Here is a 19,752-nt window from a genome sequence, read left to right as displayed (position 1 = left end):
AATTTTAAGAATTTAGTGGAGAGTCTAAATCTTAACTTTTTCGCGTAATCTAAAACAAAGGTATAAGGCAGAGAACATAAAAAGTAATGCAGGTGTTTTTGTTGAAAGAGAGTTGTTTGATATAGAAACAATTAAAAAAGTTAAGATAGATAAGAAAGCAAGGCCACGAGCTTTTATTGCAAGAGAAAATAGAGTTATTAATAACATTGAAAGTAAAGGTAGCGTTCCGATAAGACCAAATTTATATATCCATGCAATAATAAAATTTTCTATCACAGAGATCCCTAAGTATAACTCAATGGCACTTTGTAAATTATTCGATGCTCCCCAAAACCACTCACTAGGTGAGAGTTGATCCAATAAGTAAAATACCGTGAATCTTGCTGAGGCACTTCCATCAATATGCAGTTTACTCATTATCCTTTCTGATATCCCGCTTTCTATAAGAGCAATGCCAACAAAAATGCTTGAAAAGTAAAATAGACAAAGCATGGCCGCTAATCGCTGCTTGCTTATTTTAATTCCTTGAGTGAAAAATCGAAATACGTAAGGAACACAAGCAATGGATGATGATAGCAACAAAACCCCTATTGCAGCGCGTCCACCGAAGGCAAACATAGCCAATAAAATCATGGCAAGATAGATAACAATAGGGATGCAAGTTTTATTGAAAAGTAATAACGTTAGACCAGCGGTAATAAATGCATTATTTAACGGGTGGGTTAATAATGCAGTTGAACGAAAGTAAGAAAATGATGAAAATTCAACATCAACAAGGTGCGATCTGGTTATAAATTCAAATACAGCAAGGGTGGAGTTAAACAGAAGAAGCCCAGCGATTAGAGACAATAATCGTTGGCATTCTTCTGTATTTAATCGAGACAGCAATAGCAAAAATAACAAAGGTGTAAGGAAGGTGTCGATAATATAAGCCATACCCGATGTACCATAGCGGAACAAACCATAAAGTATGACAAAACTCACCATGGTGACAGAGAATAGCCAAGGTTTTGCTAACGTATTTAAATAAAATAGTTGTTCTTTCATTCCTTCTTTTAAGGTAAATAATCCAATCGTTAGCAGTATAATGTAGGAGTAAATATGTATTTTTAATAAGGGAGTTCCTCCTTCAGATACGTACTGTATTCCCATGCCTTCAAGCATATAACCGCCTAAAAAGAAGGCGAGCATGATAACTGCTGAGCAAATAAAATAGGGTCTAAGCATTTTCTTTACTTATTTTATCTTTAACCAATCTTCTTGAACCCATCAAATTCATTGCTAATGAGGATAGTGCAAACATAGGGATACCCACAGCGATTGAAATAGCGATTTGTAACGCATCAGATATTGCCCAAAGAGGTGTTTGTCGGATTAAGCTCAGGGTAAGAGCCATCCCTCCTGATGCAACTAAAATTTTTATTAATTCACTATTTATCAAATATTTATGTCCTGCTTTTTTTGCGAATACAAAAGACATTACTAAAGCAATTACGTTACATATGAGTGATGCATAGGCTGCACCATATAAGCCTAAACTAGGTAGTAAGACAAAGAGCATGGTGACATTCAAAGAGAGTGATGCACCTAATATAAAAGGTAATATATTGGTGCGAGAGGCAAACTGTAAACCATGATCGATGTAATGCATTCTTAAGTTAAAAATAAAAGCCGAGGAGGCTAATATCCAAAAAATAGGTATTCCTGCTGAAAGGTATGATTCCCCCAAAAATAATCGAATTAAAGGTTCTGCAATAAAACATAATCCAATCAGCGCGGGAAGAGAGATAGTTAACATCATCGCTTGATAGCGTTGGTGTGCATTGAAAAGTTGAGCTTTATCATCGGCTTTACGCGCAAGGTCAGGGTAGAGAGGAAGCGCGACAACCATGAATACGAGCGCCATCAAACCAAGTAACATATTTGATAGTGCTGAGTAAACCCCTGCATCGGTATACCCTAATTGGTCGGCAATAAAAAAACGGTCAATACGTGATCCAGCAACCCCAATTAAGCCAGAAACCATGAGAGGTAATCCATAACTAACCAAGGTAGATATGGCGGGTTTTGCTTGGTTGAGTGAAGCTCTAGATGGTAAAAACCATACTAGGGGAAGTGATACAAAATAGCTTAGCGTTAAGCCAAATGTGGCACTGTCTACTGATGGAGAATATTCAAGTAATAGCCAAGTGAATGTCATTGAAAGGATTGATTGTAAGGCTGTTGCTCTTCGGTATTGAGATACGCGATCATTAAGTCTGGCCATTTCTTGGAAATAAATGAAAAAAGACTTAATCACCAGTAATCCAAGTAGCGAGGTTAAATTAAGCCAAGTTACCCCTTCAAAAAAAGCAAATAAAGCCAGAGTGAAAAGAATACTGATAGGAAGAAATAATCCAACAATACCTGAAAAAACAACACTAGCGTAAAGGGGTTTATCTGTTTTATCCGCCCCTGGATAATGTCGAATTAATGCGGTATTTAGCCATTGGGAATAAACCGTTCTTGTGATTTCTACTAGTACCAAATATACGGATAAAACACCGTAAGCCTCAACGCCTAGGTGACGGGTTTGTAAAGCAATTAAGACAAATACACTCAGTGCTGAAGCGATTTGTACCGGAGCATAATGAAGTAAGGTTTTAAGCATTTAATAGCGTCTTATAAATATGGAAATATTGCTTATTCACCGCATTGACGGAAAATTCATATTTTAAGGCATTACAATCCACTTCTGGAAGCTTGTCGATAAAAGACATTGCCTGAGAAAGTGATGCGTCTTCTTGGGTTGGGTCTATGATGCAGGTGCCGATAGAGGTAAAAAAGTCGGGGCGCTCTGCGATAATGCCAACGGAGCTCGAGATTAAAGGCAGGCCACTGGCTAACATTTCAAGAGGAGCAAGCCCAAAGGTTTCCTCTGAAGACAGAAAGATACCCACGTCTGATTGTGCATATAACGTGATGATTTCATCTGTATTTTTACTCCCTGTAAATGTGATGTATTGTTCTGTTTTTTCTTGCTTCACAAGGTCTTTTAATTCTTCACCATATTGGTTGTCTACCACTGGGCCAATTATCGTTAATTCAATATTAAGCCCTTGTCGATGCATACGAGAGACGAGCTTAATAACCGCATCAATGCGCTTTTTTCGGCTGAGCAATGCACAGGTCACTAACTTAATTTTTGAGGTGTTAAGCCGATGATTGTTTGTAAAGTATGCTGGATTTACTGGATTACTAATAATTGATACTGGGGTATGCACATGTTTTTGCAGTTCAGATTTAAGCAGATCTCCAACGCAAGTGTATTGGTCAACATAAAAGTCACACAACCAAGGAAGGAGCTTTGCGTAAAGTAGGTCGTTTAAAAATGAGACAGGTTTACGCCCTATTTTTTTATAACTATGTAAAGTCGATACTGTTTTTATCCCTCGAATACCAAGCAACCAAGGTGCTAAATGGGAATGTACGATATCAGGCTTAAAAGTTCTTATTTCTTTTTTTATACGCATAAGATTATTTAAAAGGCTTGGTACTTTTACTACTTTTATTTTACCTTGAATAGGAATGTGTAAAATATCGATATTTGGTGATAAAGAAGCAATGGGGGTAATTACATTGACCTTAGATTTCGGGTCAAAAGCTAATATGCGAATTTGATACCCATTATACTCAGCTTCCGCTAAATCTTTTAATATGATTTGGCATACGGAATCAACACCACCGGTTGTGCTAGAACCAAACTTTAAAGTGGACACTGGTACGATTAACAGTATTTTTTTCATAATAGTATCTGCAGATGGTGATGATTTATTCTATTCGGAGTGTGAATTCAGTGTGAAGGTATATTTTCACAGAAAATACACCTTACCACTATTTTCTTAGATAATACCGCGAGTATCAATAACAACCTTTGTCGTAAACTGAATTTTATCCGCTGCTTTAAATTGTTTGTGATCAACAAGAACAACAATGATGTTGGCTTTTTCTAGCGCGGTTTCAAGCGTTACTTGCTCAACGCCCGCATGCACTAAGCTTTCAGGTAGTGAGTGAACATTGGGTTCGACAGCAAAGATCTGCCCAATATTTTTACTCGCTAATTCTTCAACGACTTGCAGCGCAGGACTTTCACGTAGATCATCAATATCCGCTTTAAATGCCAAGCCTAAACAAGCAATTACAGGGCGTTTAAATTCATCTGCTGCTTTCGAGATTTGATCAATCACATAGTGAGGTTTTGCATCATTGGTTAAGCGAGCTTGGCGAATGATGTTTGCATCCTCAGGGCAGCTGTCTACGATAAACCAAGGGTCAACGGCGATACAATGGCCACCTACACCAGGTCCTGGGTTTAGAATGTTTACCCTTGGGTGGCGGTTTGCTAGTTTGATTAGCTCCCATACGTTAATTTTTAGTTTGTCACTGATAACAGAAAGCTCATTGGCGAAAGCGATGTTCACATCACGGAATGAGTTTTCTGTTAGTTTTGCCATTTCTGCAGTACGAGCATTAGTGATAATGCACTCGCCACGAACAAAGGTTTGGTATAGCTCAACGGCTTTTTCACTACAGGCTTTTGACATGCCTCCAATAACCCGGTCATTAGCGATTAGTTCCTGTAATACATAGCCTGGGAGTACGCGTTCTGGGCAATGTGCAACCTTGATGTCTGCGCTGTCCCCCGTATCTTGTGGAAAGCTTAAATCTGGACGAGCTTCTTTTAACCATGCAGATAGTTTTTCTGTTGCGCCAACTGGAGAGGTAGACTCAAGAATAATTAGGTTGCCTTTTTCCAATACAGGTGCAATTGCTTTTGCCGCAGCTTCAATGTATTTAAGATCTGGGGCATTCCCTTCCTTAAATGGGGTAGGTACCGCAATCATGAAGGCTTCTGCAGGTTCCGGGGTAGTAGTTGCACGTAAATTTCCAGTGGTAACAACACCACGAACGACAATATCTAGGTCCGGTTCTACAATGTGAATGTTACCTTGGTTGATGGTATCTACCGCGTGTTGGTTAACATCAACACCGATGACCTCAATACCACGAGAGGCGATGACTGCGGCAGTTGGTAACCCAATATACCCGAGGCCAATGACAGACACTTTTTTAAAGGACATAACAGCTCCTCAAAGGCATACCTTTATCGGGTATGCGTTTCGATTTTATTAATAGTTAAAATGGGAATTAGATTCTGGGGTAATACAAGGCTATATATAGGGGCTAAATGAGTATGCTATGAACTTAGGCAAAGTTTTCTTTGAGTTTCTCTATAATTCGGTTGCATGCATGCCCATCGCCATAAGGATTATGTGCTCTGCTCATTTTCTGGTATTCAACGTTGTCGATTAACAAGTTTTCTACGGCGTATACGATTCTTTGCTTATCTGTACCAACAAGTTTGACCGTACCAGCCTCTAATGCCTCTGGGCGTTCTGTTGTATCTCTCATGACCAGAACTGGTTTGCCTAATGAAGGGGCTTCTTCTTGAATGCCGCCGGAATCGGTGAGAATGATGTGGGCTTTGTTCATCAGATACACAAAAGGCAGATACTCTTGCGGGTCAATCAGGTGAATATTGTCGATACCTTTTAGGATTCTATTAACTGGTTCTTGTACATTTGGGTTTAAATGTACGGGATAGATAATTTGGCTCTCTGGGTGGCGAATCGCGATCTCTGCGAGAGCTTCACAAATTCGTTCGAATCCACCGCCAAAGCTTTCTCGGCGGTGCCCTGTAACAAGAATCATTTTTTTAGTACTATCAATTTGAGGAAACACTGCCGCCAATGTATCAATCAGATCCTGGTCATTCTCTAGCTTTTCTTTAACAAGAAACAATGCATCAATAACGGTATTTCCTGTGATGGAAATATTCTTAGCGTCGACACCTTCGGCGAGTAAGTTCTTTTCTGATGTTTTTGTTGGTGCGAAGTGAAGTGTTGTTATTGCACCAGTCAGTTTACGGTTTCCTTCCTCCGGCCAGGGCGAGTAGATATTGCCTGTACGCAGCCCAGCTTCTACATGCCCTACGGCAATTTGTTGGAAGTAAGCAGCTAAGCTCGCCGACAGTGTTGTCGCCGTATCACCATGCACTAGGACAATATTGGGCTGGAAGGACTCCAGCACAGGTTTTAGGCCGGAAAGAATATTGCCAGTCACCTCATATAGTGACTGTCCTGGCTTCATTACATTCAAGTCAAAGTCAGGTGTGATTTCAAATAAATCAAGAACCTGATCGAGCATCTCGCGATGTTGTGCCGTCACACACACTTTTGCCTCAATACCCTCTGCTTCACTGAGTTTGTGAACCAGTGGTGCCATTTTTATCGCCTCAGGGCGTGTGCCAAAGACAGTGAGTACCTTGATTTTAGCCGTCATATGCTTTCCTTAGCTTTCCATATTTCCGTACGCATAGCGAGAATACTCAGAGTAAGTATGCGTACCTTTCTTTGTCTGAGGAACTTGGTTTATTACGACGCCATCAATAGATATTTGGTGCCTAGTGAACAGTGACATGGTGTGCTTATATACTGATTTGCTTGTGCTATTGGCTTTTAGAATGAGCACAATACCCTTGGTAAACCTACCGACGATAAATGCATCTTTAACCGGCAGAATCGGCGGCGTATCGAATATGACGCGATCGTACTTTTCGGCAAGTTCTTCGATGAGCTTTTGAAATGAAACGCTGCTTAGAAGTTCTTGTGGATTGGCAACAATTAACCCAGCTGACAGAACGTCTAGATTGGTTCCCTCAATGTTCGTAATGCAATCATTGGGTGATGCATTCATAACTAAAATATTGGTCAGACCCGGATGGCTATTTGAGAGTCCAAAGCGCATTCCCACTGAAGGTTTCCTTAGATCACAATCAACTATTAAAACCTTTTCGATACTTGCAAAAGATTGTGCGAGATTGACAGCTGTTGTTGTTTTACCTTCACCAGGTACGGAAGAAGATAGTGCGATAAATTTCCTTTCAGTCTTCGGCATACTCAGGTAAAGCGATGTTCGGATTGAGTCAATGGATTCTTGAAATGCAGCAAACTTAGAGTTGTTAAAAACGGAAGCATCGATATGATTACGTTTATATTCCCTTGCTTTAACCAAAGGGAGTGTACCAGTGGGTAATAATCCAAGTTTGTTCTCAAAATCTCTTGCAGAAGAGATTGTGTTGTTGAATGCATCCAAACAAATAATCAGTACGCAAGCAAAACCCATACTAGCGACTAATGCGATTACTACGATGAGCTTTCGATTCGGTTTAAATGGGTTTTGTGGGATAAGTGCGTGGTCGCTGAAACGTGCGTTTGCCGAACTGAAATCACTGGTTGCAGAGGTCTCTTTTTGGCGAGTCAAGAATAAGTCATATAATTTGGCGTTGCTCTCGACTTCTCGTTTAAGTGCATCGTATTCACTTTTAACAACACTCAAGGATTGAAACTCTTCTTTTTTACTTAACAGCTCTCGTTTAAGGAGTGTTTCTAGCTCCAGCGCACTGGTAAGATCTTTTTCAACACCGTTGATGAGTTTATAGACGAGGTTTTCCGCTCGGCGTTGAACCGACTTTAGCCTGGCGTTGGCTTGAATCAGTTTGTCGTGTTTTGGGCCATAGCGCTTTGATAATTGACTGACTTCTTTTTCAGCTTCTGACTCTGACTTCCTGATGTCACGAACTTGTGGATGATTCGATATCAGAGCGTTAGCGCTTAGAGTTGCGATATCTGCGTTCGGATTGTTTTTTAGTGCGTTATATAGTGCTTGGGTTTTTGTTCTTCGGTCGGTAGCCTCTGAGATTCTATCAGTCAGATTTTCAAGCTCGTTACTTGCTAAGGCTGCAATACCGCTATCATCAATAAGCTCTTGACGCTGGAGAAATTGAACCAATGCTTGTTCAGATGAATTTAGATTTCGTTTGAGCTCTGCCAGACGCTCGTTCAGCCATCCATTTGCTTTATCGGTGGCAAGAAGCTTGGATTCCAAGTTATTTTCAATAAACGCATATCCCACAGCATTCGCGATTTCGGCGGCAAGTTTTGGATCTTTCGAATCAAAAGAGATATTAACCAGCTGTGTTTTTCGAATCGGTGATATTGTTAGTCTAGATTTAAATGTTTTCAATACTTTTAGGGTTGTTGTTTCTTTCTCAATGTTAGGGTCAATTGCCTTATCGGTATTAGATGTAAAGAAAGAGTCAATGACTGGGTGAGTGCGCAACCAGTCTTTGATTTGTTCTCTGAAGCCAGGCTCATTGTTTATAGCGATTGATGGGTTAAACTCCTCAATCTGATTCAGGTGCAACTTGTCGATAACGCGCTGCGCGACTTGATTCGACTTTAGTATCTCAAATTGTGTGAGATAGTATTCATTTGCTCGGCTATCAATTCCCACTACTTCTTCAATAGAAATAGCTTTAGCTTGATGTGACTCAATAAGTAGCGTCGCAGTTGCACGATATGTAGGAGTGATCGATAAAGCAATAAGAGCTGCAATCGCTGTACAAAGAAATGTAAATAATGATATGGACAGCCAGCGTTTTCTGACCAAGTGAATATAATATCCAATATCAATCAATTGTTCTGGTTTTGTTGAGTTTTCATTGGAGTGGGATGACATTATTTAATCCATTATAAATGCACTACATATACTCTCTCAATGGTGAGATTTCTAAATCTGTGTTTTACGTGTTTGGGTGAGATTTTCGTGATTTACTTTTTAAAATTACATTTCTTATATGTGAATAATTAATCATTTTAATAAAGATTCTTACTTCTAGAAGAAGCTTTGTTCTATCACAATAATGTCTCCTGGAGAGATCATGTGAGAAAGGCTCACCTTATTTTTAGGAATGTTTTTATCTTCTCGTGTAATATAGATGCTTTTTCTGGCGGCTCTCTCCGTAAAACCTCCGGCAAGAGCAATCGCCTTATCTACGGTGAGACCAGGTTGGTACTCATAGCCACCAGGTTTTTTAATTTCACCGTTTACAAAGATACTCCTGAATCCAACGATACCGACACGAATTTTGGGAGAGACTAAATAATCTCCTTTAAGGCCTTTGATGATTTCTGCCTTGAGTTGCTCAGTCGTTTTTCCAATTGCTATTAATTGGCCGAGATAGGGGTAGTCAAATTCTCCACTGCTATCGATATATAACTCATCAATGGTTAATTCCTCTTCGCCATATACTACGATTTGTATCTTGTCACCTGCGCCAATGGTGTAGTCGTTACTACTTGCGAAGGCACTGAAAGGAAAAGTGAGGATAAATATGAACGTGATAAGTAAGCGATAGATATGTGTCATATGAACAGTAGCCCTTTCAATAATCAGAAGATCAAGTTAGTACCGAGATACCAAACATTTTGGCTGTATCGGTTTGTTTCAATCGACGAGTCGTTGTCTTCATAACGCCAACCTACTCTTATTTCAGTGTCTTCTCTGAACTCATAACCGAGGTTGAAAGAGGCCGCAATCAGGTCGTCTTCTCTCGTGCTTTGTGAATAATCATCGTCGACGCTGTTCAACGCCAAATCGCTGTATACGTTTGTTAGCCAGAAGTGCTTCCAACTCGCGCCAAAACTCGTCTGATTAATAAAGTTGTTGCCTTGATCGGGGTCGATAGCACTTTGTGCAGCGGAAATGGAGATCATTGAATAGGTTAGTGGTTCCCAGGTTAAATCTAAGTCCCAACTGAAACCGTTAAAGTCTTCTCTGGTTTCATCTTCGTAGTTCTTGTCTTGTATACCTAATCTGAGCTTTCCGGTTGTCTTTCCGGTAATGTCCCATTTCGCACCGACTAAATAGTAGGCATCCAGATTATTCTGTGATTGACCATTGTTAGGGTCGCCGAGTTTATATTGACGGTCAGCCAAGTCCACTTCGACCAGTAGGTCGGTGGCCGGAAATACTTTGTAGTAGAAGGCAAGTGAGCCCGCCACTTCATCGTAATCTTTGAATCTTGTGCTGAGTGCGACAAATCCAGGAGCCGTGAGGTCTCGGTAGTTCTCGTAAACCTTGTTTTCGTATCTAAGGTTTGATTCAATGCGACCCGTTGAATCTTCGGCACCATATACGTGGGTTACGTTTGCATTGTGTAGGGCGTATCTTACTGGCTCTGTTGCGATTGTGGTTAGCTCATCACCAGCCAAGATCCCTGTCCCTCTGGCTTCGTGAGATTTTTCATAGGTGTAATTTATGCCAAACCCACTTCGTTGGCTTACTTGTATGAAGTTATTAGTGGTTAGTGTGTGGTCAAGGAAATCATCTTCGTCGCTGTCAAAATAAGTCCCGGAAGCCAATAGGTAGGCAATTTGATACTCGTTGCCATTTCGGTCTGATTCAAACATGATTCCAGGACTGACAATCAAAGCGTTAGACGATTCTGGGCTTTCCGAAGATGAATATCGACCAACGTTGTCGTTGTGCTCTAGATAGGCATTAAAAAGAGGAGTGACCTTGATACCCGATTCAGTCGAAAATCCATTATCTTCGTTTGCAATTGCTAAACTGCTGTAACTCAGCAACGCCACAGTGATCAGTGTTTTCTTAGGGCAATTCATTACTATTCCTTTAGTAGGCAGTCTTTCCGGTAAAGCCTTTAAATATGGTTTTAAATATAATTTTTAGGTCGAGCCATGTTGACCATGACTGAATGTATTTGAGGTCAAACTCGACACGCTTCTGCATTTTTTCTAGCGTATCCGTTTCACCTCGATAGCCGTTGACTTGGGCAAGCCCTGTAATACCGGGCTTTACTTTGTGTCTGAGCATGTAGCGGTCGACAATGGTGCGATATTCTTCGTTGTGTGCGACTGCATGAGGGCGGGGCCCAACGATAGACATACGACCCTGTAGTACATTGAAAAACTGAGGAAGCTCATCCAAAGATGTTTTACGGATAAATGCACCAAAAGGGGTAATTCTCGGGTCTCCTTTCGTTGCTTGTTTAACGACGCTTCCATTATCCATGGTGCTCATTGAGCGAAACTTCCAAACTTTGATAGGGCGTCCATCCAGCCCGTATCTTAGTTGCTTAAAAATAACTGGACCAGGTGATGAAAGTTTCACGCCAAGCGCAACAGTTAAAAGTACAGGGCTGATTAGTAAAATAATCAAAAACGCTAATACAATATCTTGTGTTCTTTTAAACCAACCGTCAGTTCCATAGAAAGGGGTGTCATGAATACTGATAGTCGGTATGTTTCCGATCGCACTTATACGAGACTGAATTAAGTTATAAACAAAGAAATCGGGGATCAGGTAGGTGTTTGCTGTCGTGTCTGAAAAAGCATTAAGATATTTTGTAATTCGCTCATTTGCTTTTAATGGCATTGAAATGTAGATGTGTTGAATGACACCTTTTTTTGCCATTTCGAGTGCAGAGACCACACTTCCTTTAAAAGGGGCTGGTAAGTCGTCGATGTCTAACCGGCTCAATTCTCTATCATCATAAAACCCGACAACTTTAATGCCTATCTCTGGATGGTTTCGTATTTCGTTAGCAAGCTTAATCCCATTATCAGTCACTCCCACTATTATTGCTTCTTTTCGGTTGTAACCGTAATCACGAAGCTTTCTAAGAGTCTGTTTTGCAATGTATCGCCAGGTTATCAATAGTACTGGCGTAACAATTAGCCATGACCCTATTACTACCCTTGAATAACTCGTGCTAGTTTTGGTGAAAAATGTGATTGCAGTAAGTAAGGTGATTGTGAGTAACCAAGCTTTGCCAATGCTTAGTGCTTCATCTTTGAAATTATAAACACGCCAAGAACGATAAAGGTCATTTTTTTCTGCTATTAGTAAATAGGCCAATATTGAGTAGATTGTTAATAGTAGGCTGTTTTTTTCGAAGTGACCAATATATCCATATGAGATTATATAAAGAGAGATGGAAATAATGATGCAGTCAATGGCTCTGTAGAAAACGTGTAATCCACCATAGTTACTGTGCAACTTTAGAGCTGTATCCATTTTCTTCTATCCTTAGATAAAGTAACGATGGTAATTTGCACGATTATCTACGCTACCGCCCTTGAGTGTCGTCCCCAAAATACGATTCATGCAACAGTTTATATTGATAGTTTTGATATTAATGCGGAGTTGCAGTTTATAAATTCTCTGCAATTCACGAGCGTCAGGATATTAGCACTTGGAGGCGTGGGCTTTGTATTGGAATTAACTTTCAGAATCAACAATAGATAAATCCTACGTGACACCACACATTGGGATGTAAATAAGATGTCTGTTAATAAGTAATGTGCGGTGTGGGTTTACTTAGGGGGTGATTATTTGGAATGTAAAACTTAAGCGTGTGAACAAGCCCTCATTGAGAATTGAGAATATCGCAACTTACATCTTTTATTGCGTTATGCCAAAACAGCCTGATGATTTTAGATTTCAGAGCCCCTCATAACGTCCCTTTAGCTGACTTTACGACAATATGCATAGTCTTGTTCTACGTTGATGAACTGAACGAGTTAGGTAAAGGGAAGCTTTAATCAATGCGTCTTTTAAGTTCCCGCATCCTGTATCTTGAAGCACTTGAGGTTTTACAAAGTAGTTGATGTGTAAAAGATGGGGGGCGGAAGGGTAGGATGTGATAGATAACAAAAAAAGAGCCGTCTGAGTTGTCTCAGCGGCTCTATTTCAATGAAAGCAAATTCTACTTACTTTGGGCATAAGCTTCGTTGTGTACTGCCGCTACTGCGCGACCTGAAGGGTCTGCTGCATTTTTGAAGCTCTCATCCCACTCGATGGCTTTCGCGCTTGAACAAGCGATTGACGGGCCACCAGGTACACATTCCGCAGCACTTGGAAGTGGGAACAACTCTTCAAAGATTTCACGGTATGCGTAACCTTCTTTCGTAGTTGGTGTGTTGTAAGGGAAACGGAACTGTGCAGTTTCCATCTGTTGATCAGTCACTTTTTCTTCTGCGACGGCTTTCAACGTATCAATCCAGTTGTAGCCAACGCCGTCTGAGAACTGCTCTTTTTGGCGCCATGCGATAGAAGCAGGCAGGTAGTGTTCGAAACACTCGCGCAAAATGTGTTTTTCCATTTTGCCGTTACCACACATCTTATCTTCTGGGTTCAAGCGCATTGCAACATCGATAAACTCTTTATCGAGGAAAGGTACGCGACCTTCTACACCCCATGCCGCCAGCGATTTGTTTGCACGTGCACAGTCAAACATGTTCAATGCGAGTAGTTTACGAACGGTTTCTTCGTGGAACTCCTTCGCGTTTGGCGCTTTGTGGAAGTACAAGTAGCCGCCAAAGATTTCATCAGCACCTTCGCCAGACAGTACCATCTTGATGCCCATCGCTTTGATCTTACGGCCCATCAAGTACATTGGCGTTGATGCGCGAATGGTGGTGACGTCGTAAGTTTCGATGTGGTAAATCACATCACGAATAGCATCCAAACCTTCTTGGATGGTGTAGGTCATCTCGTGGTGAACTGTGCCAATTTGGTCTGCCACTTCACGCGCAGCTTTCAAATCAGGCGCACCTTCAAGGCCAACGGCAAATGAGTGCAGTTGAGGCCACCAAGCTTCTGACTGACCATCGTCTTCGACGCGCATTGCAGCATAACGTTTTGCAACTGCTGAAGTGATTGATGAGTCCAAACCACCCGATAGCAAAACACCATAAGGCACGTCAGTCATTAACTGGCGCTTCACCGCGTCTTCTAATGCTTTCGTGAGATCTTCTTTACTGGTGGAGTTGCCTTGAACTGCCGCGTATTCGTTCCAGTCGCGAACGTAGTAACGGTATGGTTCAGCATCGCCAGAGCATAGGTAAGAACCTGGAGGAAACTCACTGATGGTTTTGCACACTGGCACGAGTGCTTTCATTTCTGATGCTACATAAAAGTTTCCGTGCTCATCGTGACCTTGGTACAGCGGAATAATACCAATGTGGTCGCGACCAACGAGGTAGGTGTCTTTCTCTTCATCGTAAAGAACGAAAGCGAAAATACCGTTTAGTTCTTCTAGAAGGTCTGCACCCATATCTTGGTATAGCGCGAGAATAACTTCACAATCGGAATCGGTTTGAAAGTCGTACTTGCCTTCGTAGCGAGCACGAATTTCTTTGTGGTTGTAGATTTCGCCGTTAACCGCGAGGATGTGTTTTTTATCTGGGCTGTAAAGCGGTTGAGCACCACTGTTCAAGCCAACAATCGCAAGACGCTCATGCGCAAGAATTGCGTTGTCTGAAGAGTAAATACCTGACCAGTCAGGGCCACGATGGCGCAGTTTTTTAGACATTTCTAGCGCTGACTGACGAAGCGCGGTTGCATCTGACTTAATATCCAGAATGCCAAATACAGAACACATAAATCCCTCTCTTACTTCCCTTTACGACGGTGTGTGCGTCATTAAAATTTCTGTTGCCTCCAATTTGCCAATTTGAAGGAAAAAAGCAACCAGTTATGGAGAAAAAAATAACAAACTCGACATGTGTTTTAATCTCATTCACCAAATTGGAGGTTTTGGTGAATGAAATGTAGTTGCTGGTTGTTTATTGACCAGCTTTCGAGGGCGAATTATTAAAACCCTTTGGATAACTAAAGCAATTGATCTTTCACGTGACGAGCAAAACCGGACCCTGCTTCGTTATAGATGTTGTAGGCTTCATTTACGCCTAGTGCCTTAAGCTGTTCGAGTTCATCGACATACTTGGCAATGGCGGCCACTTTACCTTCAAAGCCCATTTGGTTGATTTGTTCCATTGCAATCGTATTCGCTTGGCTGTTTGGCATCGCAAGTAAGATGAGCTCAATGTGGCGTGAAGATGTCACACGAGACCAAAAATCAGGATCCGTTGCATCGCCGTGAATGACATTCCGATTGTTGGCACAATGACTTGCAACAGACTCTTCACGCGTTTCTATCCCAAGCACTTTCGATGGGATGTCCTTGGCGATCTCGTCATACGCGCCGCTTCCGATCCGTCCCATGCCGAGAATCAGCACCGACGCGTCACCTAGGTCGATTAACTGATCGTTACGGTGGATTCGTTCAGGTGAAGGGTCGCTAAAACGTGAAGACATTGTCGAATAAATTTTGTGGCTGAACGTATTTAGTGGCGCAGAAAGCACAAAAGAAAGGGATACGGCAATGGCGATCGCCACCAAAATGTTCCCAGGCATGATGCCCATTTGATAAGCAATGCCCCCGACAATTAAACCAAATTCACTGTAATTAAAAAGGGTTAAGGACGCGAATAGCGAGGTGCGAACACGAAACTTGAAGCCATTGAAGATAACGTAGTAGAGCAGACCTTTCAGGGGCAACAATACTAGCAGTAATAGGGCTATCATTAATCCTTGCAACGTTGGCTGCTCAGATAAACCGATATTGAGGAAGAAACAAACCAGAAAGAGTTCTTTTAAGTTAAACAGCGATTTGGCCATTTCAGATGCACGGGAGTGTCCCGCCATCATCATCCCAAGAATCAAGGCGCCGAGATCTGCTTTCATTCCTACTGCATCAAAGAAACCTGCCCCTACTACCAGTGCGAGGAATATGGCGTAGAGCACCAACACTTCTCCGTGGTCGACGCGATCTAGCAGTTTGAAAAGGAGAGGGCGTAGTAATGGAAGCGCAAACAAAAGAAGGGCTTCGATGCCCGGTATTTTACCGGATGCTACCGTCATAAAGATAACAGCGAAGATATCTTGCATGATGAGAATGCCGATAGCGAGTGTGCCGTAGGTAGCATTCATTTCACCTTTTTCTTGCAGTGCTTTAATCGCAAAAACCGTACTGGAGAAAGAGAGTGCAAAGGCGATAAGTACGATGTCATTGGTGGCAAGATCGGAAAATGCGGAAAGACCAAGCGCCTTAAAGCCTAATAAGCAGACAGAAAATAGGGCGGTTGTCAGCACATTATGCAGTGAAGCGCCAAGCCAGATCTCTTTATTAAGCAGAGATTTAACATCAAGTTTTAAGCCAATACAAAAGAGAAGCAGTGTGACGCCCAAATCGGCCAGTGATTGGATTAATGGTGTGGATGTGAATCCCACAGCATGCAAGACAAAGCCCGCAATCAAAAAACCGACGAGCGGAGGCATATGACAGCGAAGCATGAGTAAACCGCTGACAAATGCGACGGCTATGATGACGAGATCCATAAGTTTGGTAGTTTCCTTGCGTATAAATGCCGCTTTAAAGCAGTTGCTGAGTGAGAGCAACGGTTTTATTAAAAGAAATAGAGGAAATTCTTAAGATTATGATAAAACAAAGGCAACACAGTTAACCAGTGTTGCCTTTGCAATTAGACACTAAGCGGACACAAATTGTGTAACAGGCTTAGTCTTCTAGAAGTTTTTGAAGCAAAAGACCATTTAGCATTGCGCGTTTAACAAGGGCAAAAGCGCCGAGCGTTGGCGTCGATGATAAACCAGCAGCGACTATTGGAAGCTGTTGATGGAATGCACGCAATGACTGGTTCTCTACGCAGCGCTGAATCGCGGGGAATACCACGCTCTTCGCTTCAGTTATCTCACCTGAAATGACCACTTGTTGTGGATTGAACAGGTTGATGGTCATCGCAATGGCTTTACCTAGGTGATTGCCTACCTTGACCAAGACTTGGCGTGCTAGTTCATCACCAGCGACTGCAGCACGACAGATATCAGACACATCAAGGTCTTTTTTGCCTTGCAGCATACTTTCGTGGCCCTGAGCCAGTAGTTGCTGTGCGTGTTCAATGATAGCGGGGTTGGAGGCCACGGTTTCTAAGCAGCCAAAGTTACCGCATTGGCATTTTTTACCGAGTGGATCAATCTGAATGTGACCGATTTCGCCCACGTTGCGGTTATAACCGAGAAACACCTGACCATTGACGATAATACCAGCGCCAGCACCGTTATGAACGCTCACGAGTAGCGTGTCATAGTAATTTTTACTAACCCCGAAATAATGTTCAGCTAATGCTTGGCCTCGGGTGTCATTCCCGATGTAACACTGCACACCAAACTCATCGCGAATTAAGTCGCTGAGAGGCAATTTGTCGATAGCAATATGTGGCATGTATTCAACAATGCCGCTTTCTGCATCGACAAGGCCAGGAAGGGAAATAGCGACAGCAATCAGTTCTTTGACAAAGTCTTGCTGTGTTGCGAGGAAGGTGTGAAGGTGGTAGAGAAGACCTTCAATCAGCGTTTCTTGATTTGGGTACAGGAATGGTTCTTCATGTTCGGCAAGCACTTTTCCTGACAAGTCGAACAGCGTGATCTCGATGCGTTCACGTCCAAGACGGACTGCTAAAGAGTGGAAAGGGGCGCATTCGGTGGTCAACGAAATAGCTCGTCGACCTCCGGTGGACGCTTGTTGCGCGACCTCTTTGATTAAGCCGCGCTCAAGCAACTGGCGGGTGATTTTGGTAACACTTGCTGGGGCAAGACTACTTACGTCAGCAATTTGGATTCGAGAAATCGGACCTTGTTGGTCGATGAGTCGATAAACGGCGGCACCGTTTAACTGTTTAACCAGATCTACGTTACCAATTTGTCCGCCTGTCATAAATGTCCTAATTCAATGTGTATTCGCCGTTAACTACAGTCGCTTTGACATTGAAATCGCGATCAAACACGGTCAGATTAGCGACATATCCATTCTTGATAGCCCCTAGCTTGTCATCCATACCGATTGCACGTGCTGGATACAAGGTTGCCATGCGGACCACTTCATCCAAAGCGATGCCTACATGTTCGACAGAGTTCTGTACTGCTTCAATCATGGTCAATGCCGAACCGCCAAGTGTGCCATTCTCATCAACACACTTACCATCACGGTAATATACTTTCTTGCCTACAAAAATAAAGTGATCCATGTCTGCTCCTGCTGGCGCTGCTGCGTCAGTTACAAGAATCAGTTTCTCACCTTTCAATTTTTGAGCAATTCGCACGTTTGCATAGTCAACATGAAAACCGTCAACAATAACGCCTGTGTATACTTCAGGGGTGTCGTAAATCGCACCAACCATACCTGGCTCGCGACCTGCAATGGGTGTCATTGCGTTAAACAGATGTGTTGCGAACGTAATACCGGCCTTGAAGCCTGCACGTGCTTCAACATAGCTCGCGTTCGTGTGACCAGCGGAAACAACGATACCTGCATCTGCCAATTGGCGAATGTGTGCAGCCGGCGTTAGCTCGGGCGCTAGGGTCACTTTGGTCACAACATCAGCATTTTCGGTGATGAAATCGATCATCGCATCGTCTGAACGACGGATGAAATCAACACTGTGAATGCCTTTCTTAGCGACGTTGAGGTATGGACCTTCTAGGTGCAGACCCAACGCTTGATGTTGGTATTGTTCTTGATAATCGCGAATTGCACTGACAGATGCCTTCATGTCTTCATCAGAAGACGTGATCAATGTAGGCAGAAAACTGGTGCAGCCAGATTTTAGATTCGCTAAATGCATAGTGCGGATCGTATCTGCAGTCACTTCATCGTTGAACATAACACCGCCACAACCATTAAGCTGTAGGTCGATGAAGCCAGGGCTTAGGTAAGCGCCGTCTAAAGAACGGGTTTCAATGCCTTCTGGCAATTCCTTTTCTGGACAAACGTTCTGGATCAAGCCGTCATTCACGATGACAGCATGATTATCCAGCACTTCGCTACCAGTAAAAATTCGGCAGTTAGTCAGTGCGTACATGAATGTTTCCTTACCTTAAAGGTTTTTGATGTTTTCAGCTTCTAGCTCTTGGAAGTACTTAACCGTCTTCACTTTCAGCTCAGCAGTCGAAGGTTCGTCACAAACCATCAGTGCTTTAGGGTGCAATTGAAGCGCAGACACTGTCCATAGGTGATTCACCGAACCTTCAACCGCAGCTTGCAGAGCCAAAGCTTTGTTGTGGCCAGTGATCAGAATCATCACTTCTTGAGCGTCAAGCAATGTACCAACACCAATCGTCAATGCATGTTTTGGCACTTGATTGATATCGTTATCAAAGAAACGAGAGTTAGCAATTCGAGTGTCTTCAGTCAAGGTTTTGATACGAGTACGTGAAGAAAGTGACGATGCTGGTTCATTGAATGCAATGTGACCATCGTTGCCAATACCACCCATGAACAGGTTGATCTTGCCGTACGATTTAATTTTATCTTCGTAACGCTGGCATTCAGCTTCGTGATTATCAGTGTTGCCGTTCAGCAAGTTGATATTTTCTTCTTTAATATCAATGTGATTGAAGAAGTTGTTGTACATGAAGCTACGGTAAGATTCTGGGTGGTCAGCAGGGATGCCACAGTACTCATCCATGTTGAACGTCACAACGTTTTTGAAGCTTACTTCGCCTTGCTTATGAAGGTTAATCAGTTGTTTATACGTGTTCAGTGGGGTGCCACCAGTCGGCAAACCCAGAACAAACGGACGATCTTCGGTTGGAGCGAATTTGTTAATAGTATCAACAATATGGCGTGCTGACCAAAAGCCTACTTCATGTGCGGTTTGTAATGGGATAAGTCTCACGGTACACCTCTTAATTAATTCAAATTCAGACTATACAGCATAGTGGTTCTGTATCTTAGTTTTCATCATAAAATAAGTTTTATGAGGGCGCTAGCAAAAAACAGGATTACGTATCGTTTTGAGTGACAAAAATCACAATTGCACCTGTTTTAATTTGCGGGGCGAAATTAATGGAATAAACTCCACCTGACTCACATTGGATAGTAAAAAAAGTCCCATGTTGTCATTACAACTCTGAGAAAGAACCACTATA

At 42.2% G+C, this 19,752-nt stretch carries 14 protein-coding genes; all 14 read right to left on the bottom strand.

Annotated elements, in window-relative coordinates; translation table 11 throughout:
- Positions 1-24: 24 nt before the first annotated feature.
- Positions 25-1,227, bottom strand: a complete 1,203-nt coding sequence (locus tag LRP50_RS07495; protein WP_274163840.1) for a VpsF family polysaccharide biosynthesis protein — start codon at positions 1,225-1,227, stop codon at positions 25-27.
- Complete coding sequence (locus LRP50_RS07490; RefSeq protein WP_274163839.1) at positions 1,220-2,650, bottom strand: oligosaccharide flippase family protein; 1,431 nt, start codon at positions 2,648-2,650, stop codon at positions 1,220-1,222. Before LRP50_RS07490 ends, LRP50_RS07495 begins: the two co-directional genes overlap by 8 nt.
- Positions 2,643-3,785 (bottom strand): VpsD family glycosyltransferase, encoded by a 1,143-nt coding sequence (locus LRP50_RS07485; protein ID WP_274163838.1) that lies wholly within the window; start codon positions 3,783-3,785, stop codon positions 2,643-2,645. The genes LRP50_RS07490 and LRP50_RS07485 overlap by 8 nt, the downstream gene beginning before the upstream one ends.
- A 96-nt stretch (positions 3,786-3,881) precedes the next feature.
- Positions 3,882-5,120 (bottom strand): UDP-N-acetyl-D-mannosamine dehydrogenase, encoded by a 1,239-nt coding sequence (wecC, locus tag LRP50_RS07480; RefSeq protein WP_274163837.1) that lies wholly within the window; start codon positions 5,118-5,120, stop codon positions 3,882-3,884.
- A gap of 124 nt (positions 5,121-5,244) precedes the next feature.
- Positions 5,245-6,381, bottom strand: coding sequence for a non-hydrolyzing UDP-N-acetylglucosamine 2-epimerase (gene wecB / locus LRP50_RS07475; protein WP_274163836.1), 1,137 nt, complete (start codon positions 6,379-6,381; stop codon positions 5,245-5,247).
- Between the two features lie 9 nt (positions 6,382-6,390).
- Entirely contained in the window at positions 6,391-8,619 is a 2,229-nt protein-coding gene (locus LRP50_RS07470; RefSeq protein WP_274163835.1) for a GumC family protein, read from the bottom strand.
- A gap of 156 nt (positions 8,620-8,775) precedes the next feature.
- Entirely contained in the window at positions 8,776-9,309 is a 534-nt protein-coding gene (locus tag LRP50_RS07465; RefSeq protein ID WP_274163834.1) for a polysaccharide biosynthesis/export family protein, read from the bottom strand.
- A 23-nt stretch (positions 9,310-9,332) separates the two neighbouring features.
- Complete coding sequence (locus LRP50_RS07460; protein WP_274163833.1) at positions 9,333-10,565, bottom strand: outer membrane beta-barrel protein; 1,233 nt, start codon at positions 10,563-10,565, stop codon at positions 9,333-9,335.
- Between the two features lie 10 nt (positions 10,566-10,575).
- Positions 10,576-11,979, bottom strand: a complete 1,404-nt coding sequence (locus LRP50_RS07455) for an undecaprenyl-phosphate glucose phosphotransferase (RefSeq protein WP_274163832.1) — start codon at positions 11,977-11,979, stop codon at positions 10,576-10,578.
- A 691-nt stretch (positions 11,980-12,670) separates the two neighbouring features.
- The gene (gene asnB, locus LRP50_RS07450) at positions 12,671-14,347 is read right to left on the bottom strand and encodes an asparagine synthase B (RefSeq protein WP_274163831.1); all 1,677 of its coding nucleotides are present in this window, start codon (positions 14,345-14,347) and stop codon (positions 12,671-12,673) included.
- Between the two features lie 230 nt (positions 14,348-14,577).
- Positions 14,578-16,146 carry a cation:proton antiporter family protein gene (locus LRP50_RS07445; protein ID WP_274163830.1) on the bottom strand — a complete coding sequence of 523 codons (1,569 nt, stop codon included), beginning with the start codon at positions 16,144-16,146 and terminating at the stop codon, positions 14,578-14,580.
- A gap of 178 nt (positions 16,147-16,324) precedes the next feature.
- Entirely contained in the window at positions 16,325-17,539 is a 1,215-nt protein-coding gene (gene nagC / locus LRP50_RS07440) for a DNA-binding transcriptional regulator NagC (protein ID WP_274163829.1), read from the bottom strand.
- A gap of 7 nt (positions 17,540-17,546) precedes the next feature.
- Positions 17,547-18,683, bottom strand: coding sequence for an N-acetylglucosamine-6-phosphate deacetylase (gene nagA, locus LRP50_RS07435; protein ID WP_274163828.1), 1,137 nt, complete (start codon positions 18,681-18,683; stop codon positions 17,547-17,549).
- Between the two features lie 15 nt (positions 18,684-18,698).
- The gene (gene nagB, locus LRP50_RS07430) at positions 18,699-19,499 is read right to left on the bottom strand and encodes a glucosamine-6-phosphate deaminase (protein ID WP_274163827.1); all 801 of its coding nucleotides are present in this window, start codon (positions 19,497-19,499) and stop codon (positions 18,699-18,701) included.
- Positions 19,500-19,752 lie beyond the last annotated feature (253 nt).

It is taken from the genome of Enterovibrio gelatinilyticus, from assembly GCF_028683095.1.
Classification (GTDB): Bacteria; Pseudomonadota; Gammaproteobacteria; order Enterobacterales; family Vibrionaceae; genus Enterovibrio; species Enterovibrio gelatinilyticus.
This window is presented reverse-complemented; position numbering and strand designations above follow the sequence as displayed.